The sequence below is a fragment of the Streptococcus sp. 27098_8_66 genome (assembly GCF_041431945.1).
Lineage (GTDB): Bacteria > Bacillota > Bacilli > Lactobacillales > Streptococcaceae > Streptococcus > Streptococcus dentalis.
Window position 1 is genome coordinate 31775 of the sequence record NZ_JAPVYS010000010.1, and the last position, 22163, is coordinate 53937.

General features: G+C 43.4%; 15 protein-coding genes and 1 pseudogene. 2 read left to right on the forward strand and 14 right to left on the reverse strand.

Going from position 1 to position 22163, the window contains the following annotated elements:
• Positions 1-6: 6 nt before the first annotated feature.
• The 7 genes from O3642_RS07715 to pbp1b form a co-directional block, all read right to left on the reverse strand.
• Complete coding sequence (locus O3642_RS07715; RefSeq protein ID WP_003004511.1) at positions 7-1317, reverse strand: glycosyltransferase; 1311 nt, start codon at positions 1315-1317, stop codon at positions 7-9.
• The gene (locus O3642_RS07720; RefSeq protein WP_003004308.1) at positions 1310-1450 is read right to left on the reverse strand and encodes a hypothetical protein; all 141 of its coding nucleotides are present in this window, start codon (positions 1448-1450) and stop codon (positions 1310-1312) included. The genes O3642_RS07715 and O3642_RS07720 overlap by 8 nt, the downstream gene beginning before the upstream one ends.
• A 9-nt stretch (positions 1451-1459) precedes the next feature.
• Positions 1460-2248, reverse strand: a complete 789-nt coding sequence (locus O3642_RS07725; RefSeq protein WP_003004116.1) for a hypothetical protein — start codon at positions 2246-2248, stop codon at positions 1460-1462.
• Complete coding sequence (gene wecB, locus O3642_RS07730; protein WP_320910984.1) at positions 2249-3403, reverse strand: non-hydrolyzing UDP-N-acetylglucosamine 2-epimerase; 1155 nt, start codon at positions 3401-3403, stop codon at positions 2249-2251. It lies immediately after the preceding gene.
• A 322-nt stretch (positions 3404-3725) separates the two neighbouring features.
• A complete protein-coding gene (rpoC, locus tag O3642_RS07735; RefSeq protein WP_003013785.1) occupies positions 3726-7379 on the reverse strand; it encodes a DNA-directed RNA polymerase subunit beta' in 3654 nt (1217 codons plus the stop codon).
• Between the two features lie 159 nt (positions 7380-7538).
• Complete coding sequence (gene rpoB, locus O3642_RS07740) at positions 7539-11108, reverse strand: DNA-directed RNA polymerase subunit beta (protein ID WP_371605731.1); 3570 nt, start codon at positions 11106-11108, stop codon at positions 7539-7541.
• Between the two features lie 351 nt (positions 11109-11459).
• A complete protein-coding gene (pbp1b, locus tag O3642_RS07745; protein WP_320910986.1) occupies positions 11460-13931 on the reverse strand; it encodes a penicillin-binding protein PBP1B in 2472 nt (823 codons plus the stop codon).
• A 182-nt stretch (positions 13932-14113) separates the two neighbouring features.
• Between pbp1b and tyrS the strand changes: the two genes are divergently transcribed.
• The gene (gene tyrS, locus O3642_RS07750) at positions 14114-15370 is read left to right on the forward strand and encodes a tyrosine--tRNA ligase (RefSeq protein WP_320910987.1); all 1257 of its coding nucleotides are present in this window, start codon (positions 14114-14116) and stop codon (positions 15368-15370) included.
• 62 nt (positions 15371-15432) lie between these two features.
• Here the strand turns inward: tyrS and O3642_RS07755 are convergent, their stop codons facing one another.
• From O3642_RS07755 to O3642_RS07775, 5 genes and pseudogenes are all read right to left on the reverse strand, one after another.
• A complete protein-coding gene (locus tag O3642_RS07755) occupies positions 15433-15846 on the reverse strand; it encodes a DUF3021 domain-containing protein (RefSeq protein ID WP_031572583.1) in 414 nt (137 codons plus the stop codon).
• A gap of 9 nt (positions 15847-15855) precedes the next feature.
• The gene (locus tag O3642_RS07760) at positions 15856-16311 is read right to left on the reverse strand and encodes a LytTR family DNA-binding domain-containing protein (protein ID WP_155172865.1); all 456 of its coding nucleotides are present in this window, start codon (positions 16309-16311) and stop codon (positions 15856-15858) included.
• An 18-nt stretch (positions 16312-16329) separates the two neighbouring features.
• Positions 16330-17172, reverse strand: a complete 843-nt coding sequence (locus O3642_RS07765) for an ABC transporter permease (RefSeq protein ID WP_371605732.1) — start codon at positions 17170-17172, stop codon at positions 16330-16332.
• Positions 17172-18038 (reverse strand): ABC transporter ATP-binding protein, encoded by an 867-nt coding sequence (locus O3642_RS07770; RefSeq protein WP_155172861.1) that lies wholly within the window; start codon positions 18036-18038, stop codon positions 17172-17174. The genes O3642_RS07765 and O3642_RS07770 overlap by 1 nt, the downstream gene beginning before the upstream one ends.
• Before the next feature lie 121 nt (positions 18039-18159).
• Positions 18160-18246 (reverse strand): annotated as a pseudogene (locus tag O3642_RS07775) (winged helix-turn-helix transcriptional regulator); the annotation flags it as partial.
• A gap of 58 nt (positions 18247-18304) precedes the next feature.
• Here O3642_RS07775 and O3642_RS07780 point away from each other — a divergent pair.
• A complete protein-coding gene (locus tag O3642_RS07780; RefSeq protein WP_371605733.1) occupies positions 18305-19159 on the forward strand; it encodes a putative RNA methyltransferase in 855 nt (284 codons plus the stop codon).
• Positions 19160-19199: 40 nt separating this feature from the next.
• On the opposite strand, the gene O3642_RS07785 is transcribed toward O3642_RS07780, so the two are convergent.
• Both O3642_RS07785 and O3642_RS07790 read right to left on the reverse strand, forming a co-directional pair.
• Entirely contained in the window at positions 19200-20504 is a 1305-nt protein-coding gene (locus tag O3642_RS07785) for a response regulator (protein WP_371605734.1), read from the reverse strand.
• Positions 20505-20514: 10 nt separating this feature from the next.
• Positions 20515-22161: a sensor histidine kinase gene (locus O3642_RS07790; protein WP_371605735.1), complete on the reverse strand. Its 1647-nt coding sequence runs from the start codon at positions 22159-22161 to the stop codon at positions 20515-20517.
• Positions 22162-22163 lie beyond the last annotated feature (2 nt).

Sequence of the window (22163 nt, forward strand, 5' to 3'; positions counted from 1 at the left end):
TTTCTCCTATCCTGCGAATCGTTTTGTTTTAACCCATTTGGTTTCTTTCCGGTGCAATAGTTTATCCATCACAATCGAAGAGATGGCATCAATTGACACAATGATAAACAGTTGAGAATAGGTGAAATAGGCAGCTAGGGCTAACCAAATTTGCTTGGTGGTTGCTTGACCAAATTGTGAGGCAAGAGCCACATTAATCTGAAGAAGATAAAGCCCAATCATCAAGACCCAATTGAAGAGCATCAACTGCGCAATATAGATATTTTCAGAATCAAAAGCAAACGGAATCTGAACACCTGGTACCACTGTATGGATACACATGGCCAGAATATTGGCAAAAAAGATCAAATCAGATAAGATGATCGCTGCATTAAACCAGAAGAAAACACAGGAATAGTTAGTCACTTCTAACTTCACGCGCCAATTTCCCTTACCAAATAAATGCTTGAAGTTAGAAAGAACCACTTCATAATTCCCTTTGGCCCAACGTTTCCGTTGCATATAATAACTCTTCAGAGTTTCCGGCTCTTGTTGGAAGGCTTCTGAATTATAGGCTAGCGCAATCAACTTCCCACTTTGCATAATCTTGAAGGAAATATCGGTATCTTCTGTTAAGGCACCATTTTTCCATCCTCCAATACTCTTGACAAACTCAGTTTGAATAATGAAATTGGTTCCTGGAATCCGTCCAATCTTGAAGAGATGCCACATGCCCACATGATGAACCCGTTGGGTGACAACAATCTCTTGGTTGATACAGCGGGTCAAGAAGTTTTGATTGGCATTCCGTGTTTTATTGCGACCGAAAGAAGCCACATGACGTTCTGGATCTTTGAGCACTTCTTTCACAAGGAAATAAAGAGCATTCTTTTCAGGCATGGCATCTGCATCATAGACGCAGATATAGTCTCCAGTCGCCATCGCCAAAGCGTCATTTAGCACACCGGCTTTCCCACCTGTCCCACTTCGATTGATAATGGTCAAATCACGTCCTGCATACTCTGGCAATGCTTTAACCGCTAAACACTCTTCATAGGTGCGATCGGAACAATTATCCGCAAAGAGCAGTAATTCTACACGATCATGTGGGTAGTTCATATCAAGGATCGCTTTGGCGGTTTGTGCAATAACCACATCTTCATTATGGGCGGGTACGACGATCGTCACTTTTGGATAATAAGGAAGCGGATCCGTATTGACACGAAAATCACTGTGTTTAAACCAAAAATGAACAGCTGAAAAGAGGATTACTAGGCCCCATGCTAAGGACAGCCAAATCGAAATCAAGGCAATAATCATCACAATTTGACTAATCATGGTCCACCGCCTTAAAGTTTTTATTGACACGGCGGTAAATCACCGTATAAGCTACAAATAATACAATAAAGCACAAGGCAAAAAATACACTAATGCCTACAGCTATATTAAAAAATATATTTGTAAGAGACATGTCTTCCTCCTAATATTCCACAATAATATCTGTTTCAAGTTGACGTTTTAAGTAACGAATCACTTCTTTATAGCGATAGTATTTAGTTCGATTGGATTGATCCACTACAAGAAATCCTGACTGAAATTGGATGCCCTGAATTCCATCTTCTCCTTGGAAAACCAGTCCTTCCAACTGCGGTTTTAAGACCGTCATATAATTGCTCTGCAGATCCTGCTCACTATTAGAAGATAAGATCAAAAAATTACCGTCTGATACATAATACAAGCTTTCATTTGGTTTCAGATGATGCGTTAACAAATAGTTGATTTGGTTCAAGGTCCGATTGTATTCCCTCGGTTGCAATTGGAAGAACAATTCCTCGTGCGACCAGTGAATGAGTAAGGCTTGAATCGTATCATTGGTTTGTCCGCTGTAAGAAGCGATGCGATTGCGGTAATCTGCGTAAGCTTCTGGCTCTTGATCCTTTACTTTTGCAATCTCTTTAAAGAGGTGATAACGAATTTGAATCAAGATTCCAATCAAGATCGGAAAACTAAAAAGTAAGAGTAAGGCTTGATGGAACGGGATATAGACAACACCCGCCACCAAAAAGACAATCCCTAGGGCAAATGACAACAGGATGGTCCATGTCAACAATAAATCCGATAAAACAATGGCAGAAAATAATCCTAAAACAAAGAATAATCCTTCTTCAATCAGAATCTCTCTTGCAAAAAACAAGCAGTAAAGTAAAAGAAGTACTTCAAAAACAATCAAAATCAGCAACCATCTACTTAACTTTTCCGTTTTTTTCATTTATTCTTTCTCTCCCTCATGAAATTCTTCGGCAGCCTCCCCCTGGCCAAAGGAATGTTTAATGGCTTGTACGATTCGCTCAGAAGCTTTTCCATCCCCATAAGGATTTCGGGCATTTGCCATTTGAAGATACAGGCTTTCGTTGGTTAAGAGCTCTGTCATCGTCATTTTGACGACGGCAGGATCCGTTCCAACTAATTTCAAGGTCCCTGCTTTGACCCCTTCTGGGCGTTCCGTTGTATCGCGCAATACCAATACCGGTTTTCCTAATGATGGTGCCTCCTCTTGCACCCCACCTGAATCCGACATGATAAAGTAACTTCTAGAAGCTAAGTTGTGGAAGTCAAGCACATCTAAAGGTGCGATGAGGTGGATCCGATCATGATCTCCTAATAGATCGTTTGCCGCCTCTTGGACCGCTGGACTAAGATGCACTGGGTAAACCACTTCAATAGTCGGTTCTTGATCCACCATTTCTCTCAGAGCCCCAAAGACCGCTCGCATGGGTTGGCCTTGATTTTCTCTTCGATGCATGGTGACCAGGATGACTTTTTTAGCTGGATCCAATTGATCCAACACTTCGTGGTGATAGTCCTCTTGAACCGTGAGTTTCAGCGCATCAATGGCAGTATTTCCTGTCACCACAATAGAGGATTCCGGATGATTTTCTTTTAAGAGATTGGCCTTACTTTCACCCGTCGGCGCAAAATACAGATCCGCTAAATCATCCGTCATTTGACGATTCATCTCTTCTGGATATGGAGAATATTTATCAAAGGTTCTCAAACCAGCTTCGACGTGACCAATGCGGACTTGGTTGTAAAAGGCAACCAGACTCGCCGCAAAGGTGGTTGTCGTATCTCCATGGACGAGCACCATATCCGGCTTTTCTTTTTTGATAACTGGATCTAATTGATTCAGAATTTTAGAGGTAATGTCTAATAAGGTCTGGCTTTTCCCCATAATATCCAAATCGTAATCAGGTACGATGTTAAAGGTTTCTAAAACCTGGTCCAGCATTTGACGGTGCTGGGCAGTGACCACTGTGATGGTCTCAATAACCTCCTTTTGTTTTTGCAACTCCAACACCAAAGGGGCCATTTTAATGGCCTCCGGTCGCGTCCCAAACACAACCATAATTTTCAATTTTCCCATAAACTTCCCCCGTCGACATGCATGTAATTCGACATTTTTTTAATTTGTGTACATCTTTTTTCATTCTACTGCCAATGACTTGAATTGTCAAACCGATTTTGGGTTTTATAAAGAAATTACTAATAGTTAGTCATTTTATTATTTTGAAGTTTAGAATACATATCCATTTTATCACTAATTGTAAGCAAATAAGACATTGCTTTTTACGGGCTAATATTTTTGGTAAAAAAATAATTCAATAATTATACAATTATTTTTCAAATAATAAATTTTTATAATTTTTTCAAAAAAAAGCCGGAACTTGTAGTTCCGACTAATTTTCTTATTCTTCTACGACTTCAGCTGTTTGAACTTCATCAACTGTTCCATCTGTTAATGGCACTTCTTCGATAATTTCAACTTCATTAATCGCTTGTGGTTCCAAGTTACGGTAACGAGCCATACCTGTACCTGCAGGAATAATCTTACCAATGATAACATTTTCCTTAAGTCCAAGGAGATGGTCTTTCTTACCACGGATCGCTGCGTCTGTAAGAACACGAGTTGTTTCCTGGAAGGAAGCCGCAGACAAGAAACTGTTGGTTTCAAGTGAGGCTTTGGTAATTCCCATAAGGACTGGACGAGCAGTCGCAGGAACTCCACCAGAAATAAGGACATCCTTATTGGCATCTGTAAAGTCTGTAATGTCCATCAGAGTACCCATGAGAAGGTCTGTATCTCCTGGATCCATGACACGTACTTTACGGATCATTTGACGCACCATTACCTCGATGTGTTTGTCGCCGATTTCTACCCCTTGGCTACGGTATACTTTTTGTACTTCCGCAAGAAGGTAAGTTTCAACAGACAAGACATCACGAACGGCAAGGAGACGTTTTGGTTGAATAGATCCTTCTGTCAGAGCATCACCACGAGAGACTTGATCTCCCACTTCGACTTTCATGCGGGCAGTGTAAGGGACAACATATTCACCCTCACCAGTTGCTCCGCTAACAAAGACTTTCTTGGTCCGTGTAGAAGCATCTTCTTCGATCGCTGTGACTTCCCCTTTGACCTCAGTGATGACTGCTTCCCCTTTTGGATTGCGGGCTTCAAAGATTTCTTGGACACGAGGAAGACCTTGAGTGATATCGGTATTTGAGGCAACCCCACCCGTGTGGAAGGTACGCATGGTCAACTGTGTACCAGGTTCCCCGATAGATTGGGCAGCGATAGTTCCGACTGCTTCACCTACTTCAACCGCATCACCCGTCGCCAAGTTGATACCATAACAGTGACGGCAGACACCATGGCGAGTGTTACATGTAAAGACAGAGCGGATAGTGACTTCTTCCACACCAGCATTGACAATTTCACGTGCTAGGTCTTCTGAAATCAAGGTATCTGGACCAACGATGACTTCACCTGTTTCAGGATGTTTAACAGATTTCTTGGTATAACGACCAGTCAAACGTTCTTCGAGTGGCTCGATCATTTCCTTACCATCAGTAATGGCACGGATCACAAGTCCACGGTCTGTTCCACAGTCGTCTTCACGAATAATCACGTCTTGGGCCACGTCAACCAAACGACGAGTCAAGTAACCTGAGTCGGCTGTCTTCAAGGCCGTATCGGTCATCCCTTTACGGGCACCGTGAGTTGAGAAGAACATTTCGAGTACTGACAAACCTTCGCGGAAGTTTGACAGGATTGGCAATTCCATGATCCGTCCGTTTGGAGCGGCCATCAAACCACGCATACCGGCAAGTTGCGAGAAGTTTGAAATGTTACCACGGGCTCCAGAGTCCATCATCATAACGATTGGGTTCTTCGGATCTTGGTTATCCACCAAGCGTTTTTCCAATTTTTCACGGGCTGCACGCCATTCAGCTGTAACGGCATTGTAGCGTTCGTCATCTGTGATCAAACCACGACGGAATTGTTTGGTGATTTGTTCCACACGTTTGTGAGATTCTTCAATGATTTCTGCCTTGTCTTCAACGACCGGAATATCGGCAATCCCCACTGTCAAACCAGCAAGGGTTGAATGATGGTAACCCAAGTCTTTCAAACGGTCCAAGAAAGCAGACGTTTCAGTTGTACGGAAGCGTTTGAAGATTTCTGCGATGATATTTCCAAGATTTTTCTTCTTGAATGGAACGTTTAATTCCAATTTCTCAATCGCTGCTTTGACATCTTGACCAGTCTCCAAGAAGTACTTAGCTGGAACGCCTTCTGTCAAGTTGGCATTATTTGGCTCTTGAAGGTATGGAAGTTCTGCAGGCATGATATCGTTAAAGAGGATCTTACCAACAGTTGTCAAGAGAATCTTGTGTTGTTGCGCTTCTGTCCATGGTTTGTTCAAGCTATCTGTCGCAATTCCGACACGTGTATGCAAGTGAACATAGCCATTGCGAAGAGCCATCACCGCTTCATCACGGTCTTTAAAGACCATGCCTTCGCCTTCACGACCAGCTTCTTCCATAGTGAGGTAGTAGTTCCCCAATACCATATCCTGAGATGGGGTAACGACCGGCTTCCCGTCTTTTGGATTCAAGATGTGCTCAGCAGCCAACATCAAGATGCGAGCTTCTGCTTGAGCTTCTTCTGAAAGCGGTACGTGGATGGCCATTTGGTCACCGTCAAAGTCGGCATTATAGGCTTCACAGACAAGTGGGTGCAAGCGAAGGGCTTTCCCGTCAATCAAGACAGGTTCAAAGGCTTGGATCCCTAAACGGTGAAGGGTCGGTGCGCGGTTCAAAAGAACTGGGTGTTCTTTGATCACTTCTTCTAGGATATCCCAGATGCGTTCATCTCCACGTTCGACCAAGCGTTTTGCAGCTTTGACGTTTTGCACGATATCACGCGCAACGATTTCACGCATGACGAATGGTTTGAAGAGCTCGATCGCCATTTCACGTGGCACACCACATTGGTACATCTTAAGAGTTGGACCAACGGCGATAACGGAACGTCCTGAGAAGTCAACCCGTTTACCGAGCAAGTTTTGACGGAAACGTCCTTGTTTCCCTTTGAGCATGTGGCTCAATGATTTCAATGGACGGCTACCTGGTCCTGTGATTGGACGACCACGACGACCGTTATCGATCAAAGCATCAACGGCTTCTTGGAGCATCCGTTTTTCGTTTTGCACGATGATACCAGGGGCATTCAACTCAAGCAAACGTGCCAAACGGTTGTTCCGGTTAATCACACGACGATAGAGGTCGTTCAAGTCAGAGGCAGCAAAACGGCCACCATCCAATTGGACCATCGGACGAAGATCTGGTGGAATAACCGGAAGGATGTTGAGAACCATCCATTCTGGCTTGTTACCAGATTTGTAGAAGGCATCCAAGACATCCAAACGACGAACAGCCTTCACACGTTTTTGACCAGTTGCAGTCTTCAATTCTTCTTTCAAGAGAGCAATTTCAGCTTCCAAATCCACTTGTTTCAAGAGGTCTTGGATCGCTTCTGCACCCATCTTAGCCACAAAGGAACCTGGTCCGTATTCACGCAAGCGTTCACGGTATTCACGTTCTGTCATGATGGATTTGTGCTCAAGTGGTGTATCTTTTGGATCGATCACCACGTAAGCTGCGAAGTAAATAACTTCTTCAAGGGCACGAGGGCTCATATCCAAGGTCAATCCCATACGAGAAGGGATGCCTTTGAAGTACCAGATGTGTGATACAGGCGCTTTCAACTCGATGTGTCCCATACGTTCACGACGAACCTTGGCACGTGTTACTTCAACCCCACAGCGGTCACAAACGATCCCTTTGTAACGGATCCGTTTGTATTTCCCACACGCACATTCCCAGTCTTTTGTAGGTCCAAAGATGACTTCATCAAAGAGACCTTCACGTTCTGGTTTCAATGTACGGTAGTTGATTGTTTCAGGTTTCTTGACCTCTCCATAAGACCATGAACGGACCTTGCTTGGAGAAGCTAGGGTGATTTGCATACTTTTAAAACGATTTACATCAACCACTATTTCTTACCTTTCCTTGTTTTCATACTTGTTTCATTTGGATACAGCTTAGGTGGGGGAAGAAAAGAAACTTTCTTTCCACCTCCTTGTGTCTGTATCTTGTTATCGAATCATCCTGTCAGAAGCATTCGTTTCTCACAGGACAATCATTTTTACTGATTATTTTTCTGATTCTTCAGCATCAAAGGCTGCTTTTGCTTCCTTGGTTGCTTTTTCACGTGCTTTTTCAAGGTCATCCACATGAATCACATCATCGTCTTCCCCTTCATCAAGGTCACGAAGTTCCACTTCTTGATCATCTTCGTCCAAGACACGCATGTCAAGACCAAGTGATTGCAATTCTTTGACAAGAACGCGGAAGGATTCTGGTACACCTGGTTTTGGAATTGGTTTACCTTTGGTAATCGCTTCATAAGCTTTCAAACGTCCGTTGACATCATCTGACTTGTAGGTCAAGATTTCTTGAAGGACATTTGATGCACCATAAGCCTCAAGGGCCCACACTTCCATTTCCCCGAAACGTTGTCCACCAAACTGAGCTTTCCCTCCGAGTGGTTGTTGGGTAACCATTGAGTATGGTCCGACTGAACGGGCATGGAGTTTATCATCAACCATGTGGTGAAGCTTGATCATGTACATGACACCGACAGAAACACGGTTGTCAAACGGCTCACCTGTACGTCCATCGTAAAGGATGGTCTTGGCATCGCTATCCATACCAGCTTCTTTCACAGTATCCCAGAGATCTTCTGAGCTTGCTCCATCAAAGACTGGTGTTGCGATGTGAATACCCAAGTTACGAGCTGCCATACCAAGGTGAAGTTCCATAACCTGACCGATATTCATACGAGATGGCACCCCAAGAGGGTTCAACATGATATCAACCGGTGTACCATCTGGAAGGTAAGGCATATCTTCAACTGGAACAATACGAGACACAACCCCTTTGTTTCCGTGACGACCAGCCATCTTATCTCCGACGCGGATCTTGCGTTTTTGTGCGATGTAAACACGAACCAACATGTTGACACCCGATTGCAATTCATCTCCGTTTGCACGGGTAAAGATCTTAACGTCGCGAACGACCCCATCTCCACCGTGAGGTACACGGAGTGATGTATCACGCACTTCACGAGATTTATCTCCAAAGATCGCGTGAAGGAGACGTTCTTCAGCAGAAAGGTCTTTTTCACCCTTCGGTGTGACCTTACCGACAAGGATATCGCCTTCTTTTACTTCCGCACCAATACGGATAATACCTGTTTCATCCAAGTCACGAAGAGCATCTTCCCCAACGTTTGGAATTTCACGAGTAATTTCTTCAGGGCCTAACTTGGTATCGCGTGTTTCTGATTCGAATTCTTCCAAATGAACAGATGTGTAGACATCGTCTTTCACCAAGCGTTCGCTCATGATAACGGCATCCTCGAAGTTGTACCCTTCCCATGTCATGTAGGCAACGATTGGGTTTTGTCCAAGCGCCATTTCACCTTTTTCCATAGAAGGGCCATCAGCGATAAAATCACCTTTTTCAACGACATCGCCAACTTTTACAAGAGTACGTTGGTTATAGGCCGTACCTGAGTTTGAACGACGGAATTTTTGGATATGGTAAACATCAAGAGATCCATCTTCCCGACGAACTTCTACCTTGTCCGCATCTGCATAAGTAACTTTACCATCGTATTGAGCGATAACAGCCGCTCCAGAGTCATGTGCTGCTTGGTATTCCATACCAGTACCCACATAAGGGGCTTTGGGATCAATCAATGGCACAGCCTGACGTTGCATGTTGGCACCCATGAGGGCACGGTTGGAGTCATCATTTTCCAAGAAAGGAATACATGCAGTCGCAACGGCAACTACCTGTTTTGGAGAAACATCCATATAATCAACACTTGATGCTGGATATTCTTGGTTAACCCCTTGGTGGCGTCCCATGACAACTTTTTCTGCGAAAGTTCCATCGGCGTTTAATTTTGAGTTAGCTTGCGCAACTGTGTATTCATCTTCTTCATCAGCTGTCAACCAAACGATTTCGTTAGTTACTTTACCAGTTGCACGGTCTACCTTACGGTATGGTGTTTGAATGAAGCCATATTTGTTCAAATGTCCATATGAAGACAAGTTGTTGATCAAACCGATGTTTGGTCCTTCAGGTGTTTCGATTGGACACATACGACCATAGTGGGTATAGTGCACGTCGCGCACTTCATATCCGGCACGGTCACGTGTCAAACCACCAGGCCCTAAGGCAGACAAACGACGTTTGTGTGACAACTCAGAAAGTGGGTTGTGTTGGTCCATGAACTGTGACAATTGGGAAGATCCAAAGAATTCTTTAATCGCTGCAGTTACTGGACGAATGTTGATGATTTGTTGTGGTGTCAAGGCATCATTATCTTGTACAGACATCCGTTCGCGAACGTTTCGCTCCATCCGTGAAAGTCCAAGACGCACTTGGTTGGCAAGCAATTCACCAACAGCACGAATCCGACGGTTTCCAAGGTGGTCGATATCATCTACACGGCCAAGACCTTCTGCAAGGTTCAAGAAATAGCTCATCTCTGCCAAGATATCAGCAGGTGTGATGATGCGCACTTTGTCAGATGGGTTAGCATTTCCGATGATGGTGACAACGCGGTCTGGATCTGTCGGAGCGACAACTTTGAATTTTTGCAATTCTACTGGCTCTGTCAAAACAGCAGCATCATTTGGAATGTAGGTGATTTTGTTCAAACCGTTATCCAATTGTTCTGAGATGCTGTCAATCACATCGCGCGTCATCACTGTGCCAGCTTCTACAAGAATTTCCCCTGTTTCAGCATCCACCAATGGTTCTGCGATTGTTTGATTCAACAAGCGGTTCTTGATATTGAGTTTCTTGTTGATCTTGTAGCGACCAACTGGTGCCAAATCATAACGACGTGGATCAAAGAAACGGGCTACCAACAAGCTACGTGAGCTTTCCGCTGTTTTTGGTTCACCTGGACGAAGACGCTCGTAGATTTCTTTGAGGGCTTCATCTGTCCGTGAGTCCATTGGGTTTTTGTGGATATCTTTTTCGATGGTATTGCGAACCAATTCGCTGTCCCCAAAGATATCAATGATTTCATCATCTCCTGAAAATCCAAGAGCACGCACAAGCGTTGTAAATGGAATTTTACGTGTGCGGTCGATGCGGGTGTAGGCAATGTCTTTTGAGTCGGTTTCAAGTTCTAACCAAGCCCCACGGTTAGGGATAACAGTTGATCCATAACCAACCTTACCATTCTTGTCCACCTTATCATTGAAGTAGACACCTGGTGAACGGACCAACTGAGAAACGATAATCCGTTCTCCACCATTGATGATGAAGGTTCCCATTTCAGTCATGATTGGGAAATCACCAAAGAAAACTTCTTGGGTCTTGATTTCACCTGTTTCTTTGTTAACCAAACGGAAGGTCACAAAGATTGGTGCTGAGTAGCTGGCATCGTGGATGCGCGCTTCTTCAAGCGAATACTTGGGTTCGCGGATTTCATAACCCACAAATTCCAATTCCATTGTATCCGTGAAGTTTGAGATCGGAAGCACATCTTCAAAGACTTCCTTCAAGCCATGATTCAAGAAATCTTTGAATGAATCTGTCTGGATTTCAATCAAGTTTGGTAAATCAAGAACCTCTTTGATTCTTGAAAAACTACGACGGGTCCGATGTTTCCCGTATTGAACGTCATGTCCTGCCAAAGTTTTTAGCTCCTTTTTCCATACTAGGATAGCTTGGTAGCATCACTCCTACCACCTATCCGGTTTTAACTACAATTGTGTGATTTGCATCACGTGAAGAGTTGTCTCTTCATCTCATTCGTCGCTTTTTGCAATTTTTAGAAAAATTAAATTTGTGTAACAAACTACAAGTTTCTTAAAAAATAGGCACAAAAAGAGCAGCTAAATCGACTTATTCAAGTAAGATTTAACTGCTGTAAGCTCTTATTTGGACAATATTTCAAATAAAGCACACGACAAATTAGTTGTCACTATTATACCGTTTTTTCCTTCAAAAATCAAGACTTTCACTAGGTTTTCTACGAGATAAGACTAGCGCCGATTGTCACGATTTGAGCTGTTTCGATTTGAGCTGTTTCGATTTGAGCTATTGTTTGATGAACTATTTGTTGTTGAATTGTTCTTATTATTCGACTGATTCCCACTGGTATTGCCCAGCATCGCCGCCCAAGCACTTTGATAATCGCTATCCGATCCTCCGATTGCAAAACGATATTGAGTAGTTGGAGCTCCGTTTTTAGCCCAAAGGCTCGTCACCATTTGACCGCTCACATCGATATCCCGGCCATTGACATTGACGCGACCTGGTCTTTCACCAGTCGCTTTGAGCACTTCAGAACGGATCACACTCTTATCGAGAGTGAATTTATCCTGAATCCCAAAGAGACTTGGATCTGCTTGGTAGATAGCATTCGCCAACTGCGCCATGTATTGAGCATTGTTGTTGTAGCCGGTCAAGGTCTGCATGGAAGCATTGTTGTCATGGCCGATCCAACCTCCTAAAGAAACACTTGGTGTGGATAACATCAACCACATATCCCCATTTGAGTTGGTCGTACCGGTTTTTCCAATCCAGTCAGCACCCGCCAGTGTTGGATTGATTTGGCTAATCCGTGACTTAAAGGTCGTTGTAGCACCAGACGTAATAACCCCTCGCAAGAGATCCTGCATAATCGTTGCCGTTGCTGGAGAGTAGACACGAACAGGATCTGCCTCGTGCTTGTAAACCACATCTCCATCTCGATCAATAATTTGCTCTACCATGTAGCGTTTGAGGTAGTCCCCATTGTTAGCAATGGTTTGGAAACCATTGGTATGTTGGGCAACGGTGACCTCAATTCCTCCGCCCATCGGCAGACTCTCAATGCCATATTCAGGAATATCATACCCCATTTTCTTCATGTAGGATGGAACATCCACACCCTTTTCGCGAAGAGTTCGGTAAGTCCAGTAAGCTGGAATATTCCACGAGGTATTGAGGGCCTCACGGAGATCCATCATCGCTGTCCCTCGGCTATCCACGTGCATGATTGGCTCACCACTTGAGAAATTAGTTGGGTAGTTAGAAAGGATGCTATTGCTTCCCATCAAGCCTTGGTCGATCGCAATCCCATAAGCCAACAGTGGCTTAATAGTAGATCCTGGTGAACGCTCTGTATCAAAGGCATGGTTGTTTTGGTTACCATCAAAATTACGTCCGCCGATAAAGCCTAAAACGGCACCTGTTCGGTTGTCCATAAGGACATTCCCAACTTCTACAAGTCCCGTTCCATCATCCAAGACGCTTCCAAAATTCGCTACTGCGGCCTGCATCGCATTGTGAACCGGTTTGTTTATAGTGGTTTGGATGGTGTAGCCACCTTCGCGCAACTCACTCTCAGCTAATTCTTGATAAGCCTTGACGGTTTCATTGTTTTTTAGGTCTTGCTTGGTTACATTGTCTCGCTTGATCAAGTAGTCATACATGGCCTCTTTAGCTTCTGCCATGGCTTGGAAGTAGAGGTAGTCATGCGGTGTTTTCTCGATACCATCTGGATCGATGAAGTCTTTGGTTAAGTCGTACTTAGCATAGGTTTCATAGTCTTTTTCCGACAAGACTCCCGTCCGGTACATGTTGAACAAGACATCTTTAGCACGCGCCAAACCTAACTCTAGGTTTTCCTTGCTCTTTAGGCTACCATCAGCAGCATAAGGGGAGTAGACAATCGGACTTTGTGGCAAGCCAGCGATAAAGGCCGCTTGTGGAACGGACAAGTCTTTCGCAGAGACGCCAAAAATCCCCTGAGCTGCGGCTTCCACACCTGCAATATTTTGTCCCCGATTATTGCGTCCAAAAGGCGAGACGTTTAAGTAGGTAGTTAGGATTTCATTTTTATCCATCCCCCGCTCTAAAGCCAAGGCATCGACAATCTCTGTCGCCTTACGAGTAAAGGTTGGAGCATCTCCCACGACTTGCTGTTTGATCAACTGCTGGGTCAGGGTTGATCCCCCACTAGAGGAACCCACACCGGCTACAGATCCAAGCGTCGCCCGAAGAACAGCCTTGGGCACAACCCCCTTGTGGCTTTCAAAATTCTCATCCTCAGTAGCGATCACAGCCTTTTTGACATTATCAGAAATGGCATCTCCAGCTACCGGCGTGCGGATCAGATCACTGTCTACTTCTGCAATCAAGCTCTTATCGGAATAGGTTAGTTTTGAAACACTGCTGACATTGCGAACCTGCTGGACCAATTCTTCTGTCTTCGGAACCTTGACATTGCTAAAGAGGCTCGCTGCATAACCAATCCCGATCCCTGCGCCAAATAAAAAGAGGCACACGAACAGGGCGATCATCACATCCCACAAGAGTTTGAGGGTCCTCAAAAAGGTCGCAAAAACATCACCGACAGACCAGTTACTTTCCTCATTTTTTTCCTTATTCGGAGTCTCTGTATACATATTTTCAAAGAATTTTTGAACCTTCTTCCAAAATTCTTGCAACTTCTCTTTTAATTGATTCACTGATTCTTTCTCCTTGTTCCCTATATTATAGCAGATTAGGCACTTTATTTTCAATTACAATATCATAAAAATTGTCGCTCATTCTTCTTGGGTAAGGACAAGAAAATGATGGAAAGCATTGCCATTTCCGTGGTTTATGGTAGAATAGAGAAATGAATAATCTTATAAAGGAGAAAAGACATATGCACATTTTTGATGAGCTAAAAGAGCGTGGTTTGGTATTTCAAACGACGGATGAAGAAGCCTTACGCAAAGCACTGGAAGAAGGTCAGGTTTCTTATTATACTGGTTATGATCCAACTGCTGACAGCCTTCATCTTGGTCACTTGGTTGCCATCTTGACGAGTCGTCGTCTTCAACTAGCAGGCCACAAACCTTATGCGCTCGTTGGCGGTGCGACTGGTCTCATTGGTGATCCGTCCTTCAAAGATGCTGAACGTAGTCTCCAAACAAAAGAAACTGTACAAGAATGGGTTCGCTCCATTCAAGGGCAATTGTCTCGTTTCCTCAATTTTGAAAATGGTGACAATAAAGCCGAAATGGTCAACAACTACGATTGGTTCGGAAGCATTAGCTTTATTGACTTCCTTCGTGATGTCGGAAAATACTTTACGGTCAATGCTATGATGAGTAAAGAATCTGTTAAAAAACGGATTGAGACAGGGATTTCTTACACAGAGTTTGCCTACCAAATTATGCAAGGCTATGACTTCTACGTCCTCAATCAAGAACACAATGTAACCCTTCAAATCGGTGGATCTGACCAATGGGGAAACATGACAGCCGGTACTGAGTTAATGCGTCGTAAAGCAGATAAAACCGGTCATGTTATGACTGTGCCTTTGATCACAGATGCAACTGGTAAGAAATTTGGTAAATCAGAAGGCAATGCGGTTTGGCTCAATGCAGACAAAACATCTCCATACGAAATGTACCAATTCTGGATGAATGTGATGGATGCGGATGCTGTGCGCTTCTTGAAGATCTTCACATTCTTGTCACTTGATGAGATTGAAGAGATCCGTAAACAGTTTGAAGCTGCTCCTCATGAACGCTTGGCTCAAAAGATCTTGGCGCGTGAAGTGGTCACCCTTGTCCACGGTGAAGAAGCCTACAAGGAAGCCCTCAACATCACAGAACAACTCTTTGCAGGAAACATCAAAAACCTTTCTGTCAAAGAACTCAAACAAGGCCTTCGTGGTGTGCCAAACTACCAGGTCCAAGCAGAAGACAACCTCAACATTGTTGAACTCTTGGTCACAGCTGGTGTGGTAAATTCTAAACGCCAAGCCCGCGAAGATGTTCAAAATGGTGCTATCTACGTTAACGGCGAACGCATCCAAGATCTTGACTATGTCTTAAGCGATAGCGATAAATTAGAAAATGAATTGACCGTTATCCGTCGCGGTAAGAAAAAATACTTTGTTTTAACTTATTAAGAAAGTAAAACCACGAAGTTTGGTATGAACTTCGTGGTTTTCTTATACACTTTTTTCTGGGACTATTTCCCTTTTCTGCGATGCAACAAAGCTTGGTTGATTCGTTGAGTTTTTTTATGGAGCTGCCAAATCTGATAAAGCCAGATCAGGCCGTAAATAGCTAGAAAGATCAACCAAGGAATCGGGCTCCGTAAGGCTGCCCCCCAGCCAAAAAATAAGTAGGTCAATGCTAAGATGGTAGCTGTCACAACTAAATGCAAGATCACACGCAAACTATAGGTCAAAAACTCTTCTTCCTCAAGAATGAATGTCAAGACCCCCATTGTCCCACTCATCAAAAAGATCGCTAGGATGTTGCGGACATTTACAGCGGGATAGACGATGTTGGGATAGACATGGGATAATAACACCAAACACAAATAAAAGAAGGAACCTGTCCTCATACCAGATACAAAATAAGCTATAACTCGTTTCATCACTTTCTCCTATACCCCTAAATAATCCATCAAGGATTTGACATATTTCCGACTGACACTTGATTTCACGCCGCGTGTCAGTTTAGCCATCATATTGCCTGAAAAACTATCCGATAGCGATTCCAAATGGTCGATATTCATCACCGCGTGGCGGGATATCTGTAAAAAATTACGACGATTAATCCGATGTTGAAAATTTGTCAAAGTATCTCTGACGGTAAACGTTTTGTCTGTCGTATAAATGGTTAGCTGATTCTTATCAATCTCGGCTAAAATAATGTCATCAATTTTCACCATGATCAAATGATCATCTGTTTTGATAGGAATCACTACTTGATTCACTGTCGAAAACTGTTCGAGATAGTCCATCACCTCTCGTGCTTGATCAGATAATTGCTTGGCTTGAATGACCACACAGGGGTTGTTTTCTGGGATATCCTGTTTTTCCTCAAAACGAATCTTCATTCCTACTCCAATTCTCACTTACTTTCTTTTACTCGATCTTTTTGCCAAGGAAATCCAAATCCCCAAAGCTAGAAGAATACCTCCTAACACTATAAGGTATGTTTGTTCCTTTGTCAATAAAGCTTGCCATTTGAGCTGAACACCCATTTTTTCTTGAAATTCTCGAAGAAGATTATCTTGACCTTTAAATGTTTCATTTAATGCTTCTTTCATGAGTACTTGCCGATAAAGTGATGCAATATAAGTTGCTGGCGTGCACTTCATTAGAAATTGTGCAAAATCAGGTAGAACACCTAAAGGTACATAAGTCCCTACCAAAAAACCAGAAGCTGTCCCCACTATGGTCGAAAACTTCCCAAGACTGTCTACGGATTGGAAAAAATAAACAAAAATGGCATTCACTAAACTAGAAAGCAGGCTACTAAGCAACATGATGAGGAGTACCTCAGGTAATAGAGAAAGGGTTGGAACTTCTCTAAAATAGCCACACATCAGCACATACATAAGGGCCTGCATGAAAAAAGAGATGATGATTGCGCTCGTTAGATACGAAAATGGTAACCGCCACTTTCCCTGATCCGATAAATAAAGATCCTGATCTACTTGATGTTCACGGTCCTTTACTAACTGAGTCAGGGCAGCCAGACTTGTCGTAATCCCTGTCACAGCCAGCGTCCCACTCATTAACCAATTATTTAACACAGGACCACTATTGGGGAGCTGAGCCCAAGCATCTGTTAGATTTTTTTGAAGAAAAATAATATAAAGAACAAAGGAAATCAAGGCTCCCAACAGAGAGAAGAGAACTCCTGAACGATTTCTGAAGTACAATAAAAAATTTCGCTTTAGTAAGGCTAGCATTAGCGAACCTCCCTTCCTGTAAGTGCAATAAAGGCATCATCCATGGTCCCTGGGCGAAACTCAAAATGGGCTATTCTATCTCTAACTTGTGCCAGGTAATCAATGGCTTCCCTTTCACTCTCGGGTTGAAAAACATATTCTAATGGTCCTTGTTGTTCTACTGACATTCCCGAAGATTTGAGACTTTCTATCTGCTGTCTCTCCTTGAAACGAATCTTCAAGATGTTTTTTGCATACTGGCTCTTAATATCTAGTGCTGATCCTTGAGCAATCACTTCCCCACGGTCTACAATATAAATTTGATCAGCTTCATCTGCTTCGTCAAGATAATGCGTGGTCAATACAACGGTCATTCCCTCTTCTCTCTGCAATTGATAGAGCAAATCCCAAATAGACTTCCGGGTTTGGATATCCAAACCTGTCGTTGGCTCATCTAAGAACAAAAGGTCTGGACTGTGTAGTAGAGCACGCGCAATGTCAACCCGACGCTTTTGGCCACCTGAAAGTGTCCCATATTTCTGTTTTTGGAAAGCTGATAGGCCTAGCCGATCAATAAGATCAAACACACGATTTGGTTTTAGGTCTTTGTACTGTCTGGCACGAATGGTCAGATTTTCCCTAACCGTTAGCATCTCATCTAAGACACTAGTCTGGAAGACCACACCAATTTTAGTACTTGGTTCATAGATGATTTCACCTTGCGTTGGTTGTTTCAAACCAATCAACATGGAAATCGTTGTTGATTTCCCCGCCCCATTTGGTCCTAGAATCGCATTAAAGGTTCCCTTTTCAAACTGTAAATGAATATTGTTTACGGCTAAATGATTTCCATATCGTTTACTGATGTTTTTAGCTTGTAATATCATGTTCTCTCTCCTTTTGATAGAACCAGTCTAACAAAAAAGCCATTTAAAAAACGGCTTTTGGGGATAAGTGGTCAAAATGAGAACATAAGTGGCAAGATGAAAGAGACAAAAAGAAGAAAATTTATTGTAGCCATTCTTTTCCCCATTGATTCAAGTCCTTTAAAATTGGCATCAGTGAATTGACTTTTTCTGTCAGCTCATATTCTGTTTGGTAGTCTATTAGAGCATCGGTTGCTATCTAGAGGTTCTTTTGTTACACTACTAATATGAATACACCGATTAAACCAAAATTACAACGATTTCAAACAGCCACTGCTTTTGCCTGTCCCATCTGTCAACTGGACCTAGAACTTGTGGGGACCAGTTTTAAATGTCCCAAGTGCCATTCTTTTGATTTGGCGAAATTTGGCTATGTCAACCTGGCTCCCCAGATCAAGCAATCAAAGGACTATGACAAAGAAAATTTTCAGAATCGCCAGCTGATCTTAGAAGCAGGTTTTTATGAGCCGATTCTAACAGCGATCGGACAAAAAATTCCGACCAGTGATGCCAAGATTCTAGATACCGGTTGTGGAGAAGGCTATTACTCCCGAAAGCTACAAGAGGCTTATCCCGAAGCTACTTTCTATGCATTTGATCTTTCCAAGGAATCTGTGCAACTAGCTGCCAAGAGTGACACTAGCTGGAAGGTCAATTGGTTTGTAGGAGACTTGGCTCATCTACCCATTCAATCCAAGAGTATGGAGGTCATTTTGGACATCTTCTCCCCGGCTAATTACGCTGAATTTGAGCGTGTCTTAAAGGCTGAAGGGGTGATCATTAAGGTCGTCCCAACCTCTTCTCATCTGAAAGAAATTCGTCAGCTGGCCCAAGATCAATTGACCAAGCAATCCTACTCCAACCAGGAAATTTTGGAGCACTTTAAAGACCACTGCCAGATCCTCTCATCCGAAACGGTCAGCCTCACCAAGAGTTTAACTCCTGAAGAACGCCAAGCGCTCCTCGCCATGACCCCTCTTCTATTTCACGTTGACCAAGAAAAGATCGACTGGAATCAACTCACAGAAATCACCATTGAAGCGGAGCTGCTGGTTGGGAAAATCAAGATACAAAGGACGTAAAATGAAAAGTGAAAAGGCTGAGACAAATCGTCTCAGCCTTTTACTCATCTTCTGCCTGCTCTGTCATGACTTGTAAGCGATAGGTTTTAGGCGATTTTCCACAGAGTTTACGGAAAACCTTGTAGAAATAGCCCACATTGCTGTAACCGACTTTATAGCAGATATCTTCAATGCTGTCATTGGTCGATAAGAGGAGCTGCTGGGCGGCCTTAATTCGCTGTTTGTTGAGGAGTTCTGCGAAAGTCGCATTGGTTTCTCGTTTAATCAATTGGCCTAAATAGACTGGATTGATAAAGAGACCCTGACTGATGTCCTTGAGTGACAGCTCTTTTTGGTAATCACGGCTAATCACTTGGAGGACACTCGCTACATTTTCATTCATCCGATAGTGGGATAAGAAACGGGACAACTCTTCCTGGATAAAGCCAATCATCTCGCTAAAAGTGGCAGTTTCTTGGACTTTCTTGACTACATCAGCTAAATTATCACCTTGCAGGTATTCAAACAAATGAAAGACATCCATCAAAAATTGGATAAAGAGCTGCTTGGTCAGCGAAACCTTAGGTGTCTTCTCAAGGATCATTTTTTCCAACCAATCCAGTTCTTCTAAGATCTGTTGGATATTTCCTTGCATGATCACCCGGTAGGCCGGCTCGTAGTAATGGAAGACCTCTTCATCTTGATTGAGAGGGGTCGCCCCATAAAAGAGACTCCGCTCCACTAGGTCCTTAAATTGACGAAAGTGCTCCTTATAAGGAGGCTCAAAGGCCTTCTCAATCATGGCTTCTTCTTCTTGATCTGAGATAAAGAGTTGAAGATTTTGCCCGAGAACTTGGTAAGACGAGCTGATAAAGCCTTTTTTCTCCTTAGAAACCCCAATCCACAGTGAGTTTCGTCCTGCGATATACCGACAAAACTCTTCCTCAGAGATGTCATCGTGAATCAAGCGGTTGGCCAACTCTTGGCTTGGTTGCTGGATTTGGTGCTGAATTTTTTCTAGAATATTGCCCATCTCCACCTTATTGACAGGTTTGAGCAGGTAGTCTGCCACGCGCAAATTGAGGGCTGTCTTGACATATTCAAAATCCTGATAGCCTGACATAATGATAAAAGCAGCATCTGGGATCAAATCCTTCATCTCTGCAATCATCTGAAGTCCGGTCTTTCCAGGCATATTGACATCCGTGATCACCACATCCACCGGATGTTCTCGCACATAATCAAGAGCCTGGTCTGCATCTTCAGCAGTTGCGACCACTTCCATATTCCAGTGGTCAAAGGGGATTAATTTTTTTAACCCTTCTGTAATCATATACTCATCGTCTACTAATAAGACTTTGTACATTCTGTCTCCTTTATTCATCTTGAATGGTTATCGTATAGGTCACTCCATGGTGAGGTTGGGAGAAGACTTGGATATGGTAGCGATCTCCAAAGTAGAGTAGCATGCGCTCATGGACATTGACAATTCCGATGGACTGCCGCCCACTCTTTTCTTCGATTTCTGAGCGTGGATTGCGATTGGCTAGTATCTCTTGAATTTTTTCTAGCTGTTCTTCTTCCATCCCGCGCCCATTATCAGTAACTAGAATCATGACTTGCCCTTCTCCTTGCAAGACTTTGACACTAATCACATTGTCCTTGCGTTTGTGGTCCACCCCATGGGCAAAATAGTTCTCGACCAAAGGCTGGATGGTGAATTTGGGAATCTTCATCTTTTCCAAACCTGGATCGATCTTAAAGCCATAGGCAATCGATTTTGGATAACGCACCATACAGAGGTAGCTGTATTTGCGACAAAATTCGAGCTCATTTTCAACTGTCGCCACTCGCTCATCTGAGATATTATTGCGTAAGAGACTACTAAACTCATAGATAATATCGCCCAACTCTTCTTGCTCTTGCATGACGGCATACATCCGGATAAATTCCAGTGTATTGTACATGAAGTGGGGATTGATCTGAGCTTGTAGGGCCCGCATATTGGCATCCTTTTGGCTGAGCTGCAGCTGGTAGATATCCCGAATATTCTTATCCATATTGTCTAACATGGTATTAATCATATTCCCAATAACCAGCAGTTCTTGGTCCTTGGTCGAGGTATCAATCCGTCGTTCACTATCGCCTTGACTGATCAGATTCATGGTATCGACCAAATCGAGGACTTGACGTTGATAATTTTTGAAAATCTGACCTAATAACAAGTAAAGGATCAAGAAAATTAGGAAAGCAATGGAGAGAAAAGTGGTCAGGTTAGCGAGACCCTTTTTGACCAGATAACTTTCAGAAACAGCTACATCCACCTTGTAGCCATAGATCGTGCTACGGGTTTGCCATTTAACATCCTTTGATTGTCCCTTATCCCCTTCATGGTACATCTCTTTCCCAAAGGGAGTGAAGATCCGCACAGCGACAGGAAGATCGCCTCTGGCATTATCAATCGCTGCCGTCAAAATTTCCTGGTCCAGCGTCATATAAGCAATCCCAACTCCAGCACCCGTTGTCGGGTCTGTCAAAGGAACTGGAATAGCTGTTGCAGGAGCCTTGTAATGGTCCGCTGAGACCTGCTTGCCTCCCTTTGATTGCCGGGTAGAGACAAATACCGTCTTGTAATCAGACAAGGTGACATCGATGCCCTCGATGTTTTTATTGCTCAAATAGAGGCTGTCAATATTCTTATGTAGGGACAATTGGATATAGGAAGGGAATTGGGCATTCAATCGCCAAGTCTCATACTCCGATGGTGACAAGGTAAAATAGCGATAAATCCCTTCTAATTTTGCAGGGTTTTCAACGAGGCTACGACCTTCTTGTGTGACCCGTTGATAAGAGGTCTCGAGATCCGTCACCACTTCGGTCAAGACCCGTTGGGCGATCCGGTCGGCTTCAGCTTGCTGGTTTTTCCAAGAGATCCCCGCAACGACCAGGCCCATAATAGTCAAAATGACCACCATGACATAGGCGTAGAATTTTAAAAGCGTACTTAACCAAATTTTTTTCATCG

Bases quoted from the DNA above. Each gene is read 5' to 3' on its own strand.
- O3642_RS07715 (WP_003004511.1), bottom strand. From the start codon at position 1,317: ATGATTAGTCAAATTGTGATGATTATTGCCTTGATTTCGATTTGGCTG.
- O3642_RS07720 (WP_003004308.1), bottom strand. From the start codon at position 1,450: ATGTCTCTTACAAATATATTTTTTAATATAGCTGTAGGCATTAGTGTA.
- O3642_RS07725 (WP_003004116.1), bottom strand. From the start codon at position 2,248: ATGAAAAAAACGGAAAAGTTAAGTAGATGGTTGCTGATTTTGATTGTT.
- wecB (WP_320910984.1), bottom strand. From the start codon at position 3,403: ATGGGAAAATTGAAAATTATGGTTGTGTTTGGGACGCGACCGGAGGCC.
- tyrS (WP_320910987.1), top strand. From the start codon at position 14,114: ATGCACATTTTTGATGAGCTAAAAGAGCGTGGTTTGGTATTTCAAACG.
- O3642_RS07755 (WP_031572583.1), bottom strand. From the start codon at position 15,846: ATGAAACGAGTTATAGCTTATTTTGTATCTGGTATGAGGACAGGTTCC.
- O3642_RS07760 (WP_155172865.1), bottom strand. From the start codon at position 16,311: ATGAAGATTCGTTTTGAGGAAAAACAGGATATCCCAGAAAACAACCCC.
- O3642_RS07765 (WP_371605732.1), bottom strand. From the start codon at position 17,172: ATGCTAGCCTTACTAAAGCGAAATTTTTTATTGTACTTCAGAAATCGT.
- O3642_RS07770 (WP_155172861.1), bottom strand. From the start codon at position 18,038: ATGATATTACAAGCTAAAAACATCAGTAAACGATATGGAAATCATTTA.
- O3642_RS07780 (WP_371605733.1), top strand. From the start codon at position 18,305: ATGAATACACCGATTAAACCAAAATTACAACGATTTCAAACAGCCACT.
- O3642_RS07785 (WP_371605734.1), bottom strand. From the start codon at position 20,504: ATGTACAAAGTCTTATTAGTAGACGATGAGTATATGATTACAGAAGGG.
- O3642_RS07790 (WP_371605735.1), bottom strand. From the start codon at position 22,161: ATGAAAAAAATTTGGTTAAGTACGCTTTTAAAATTCTACGCCTATGTC.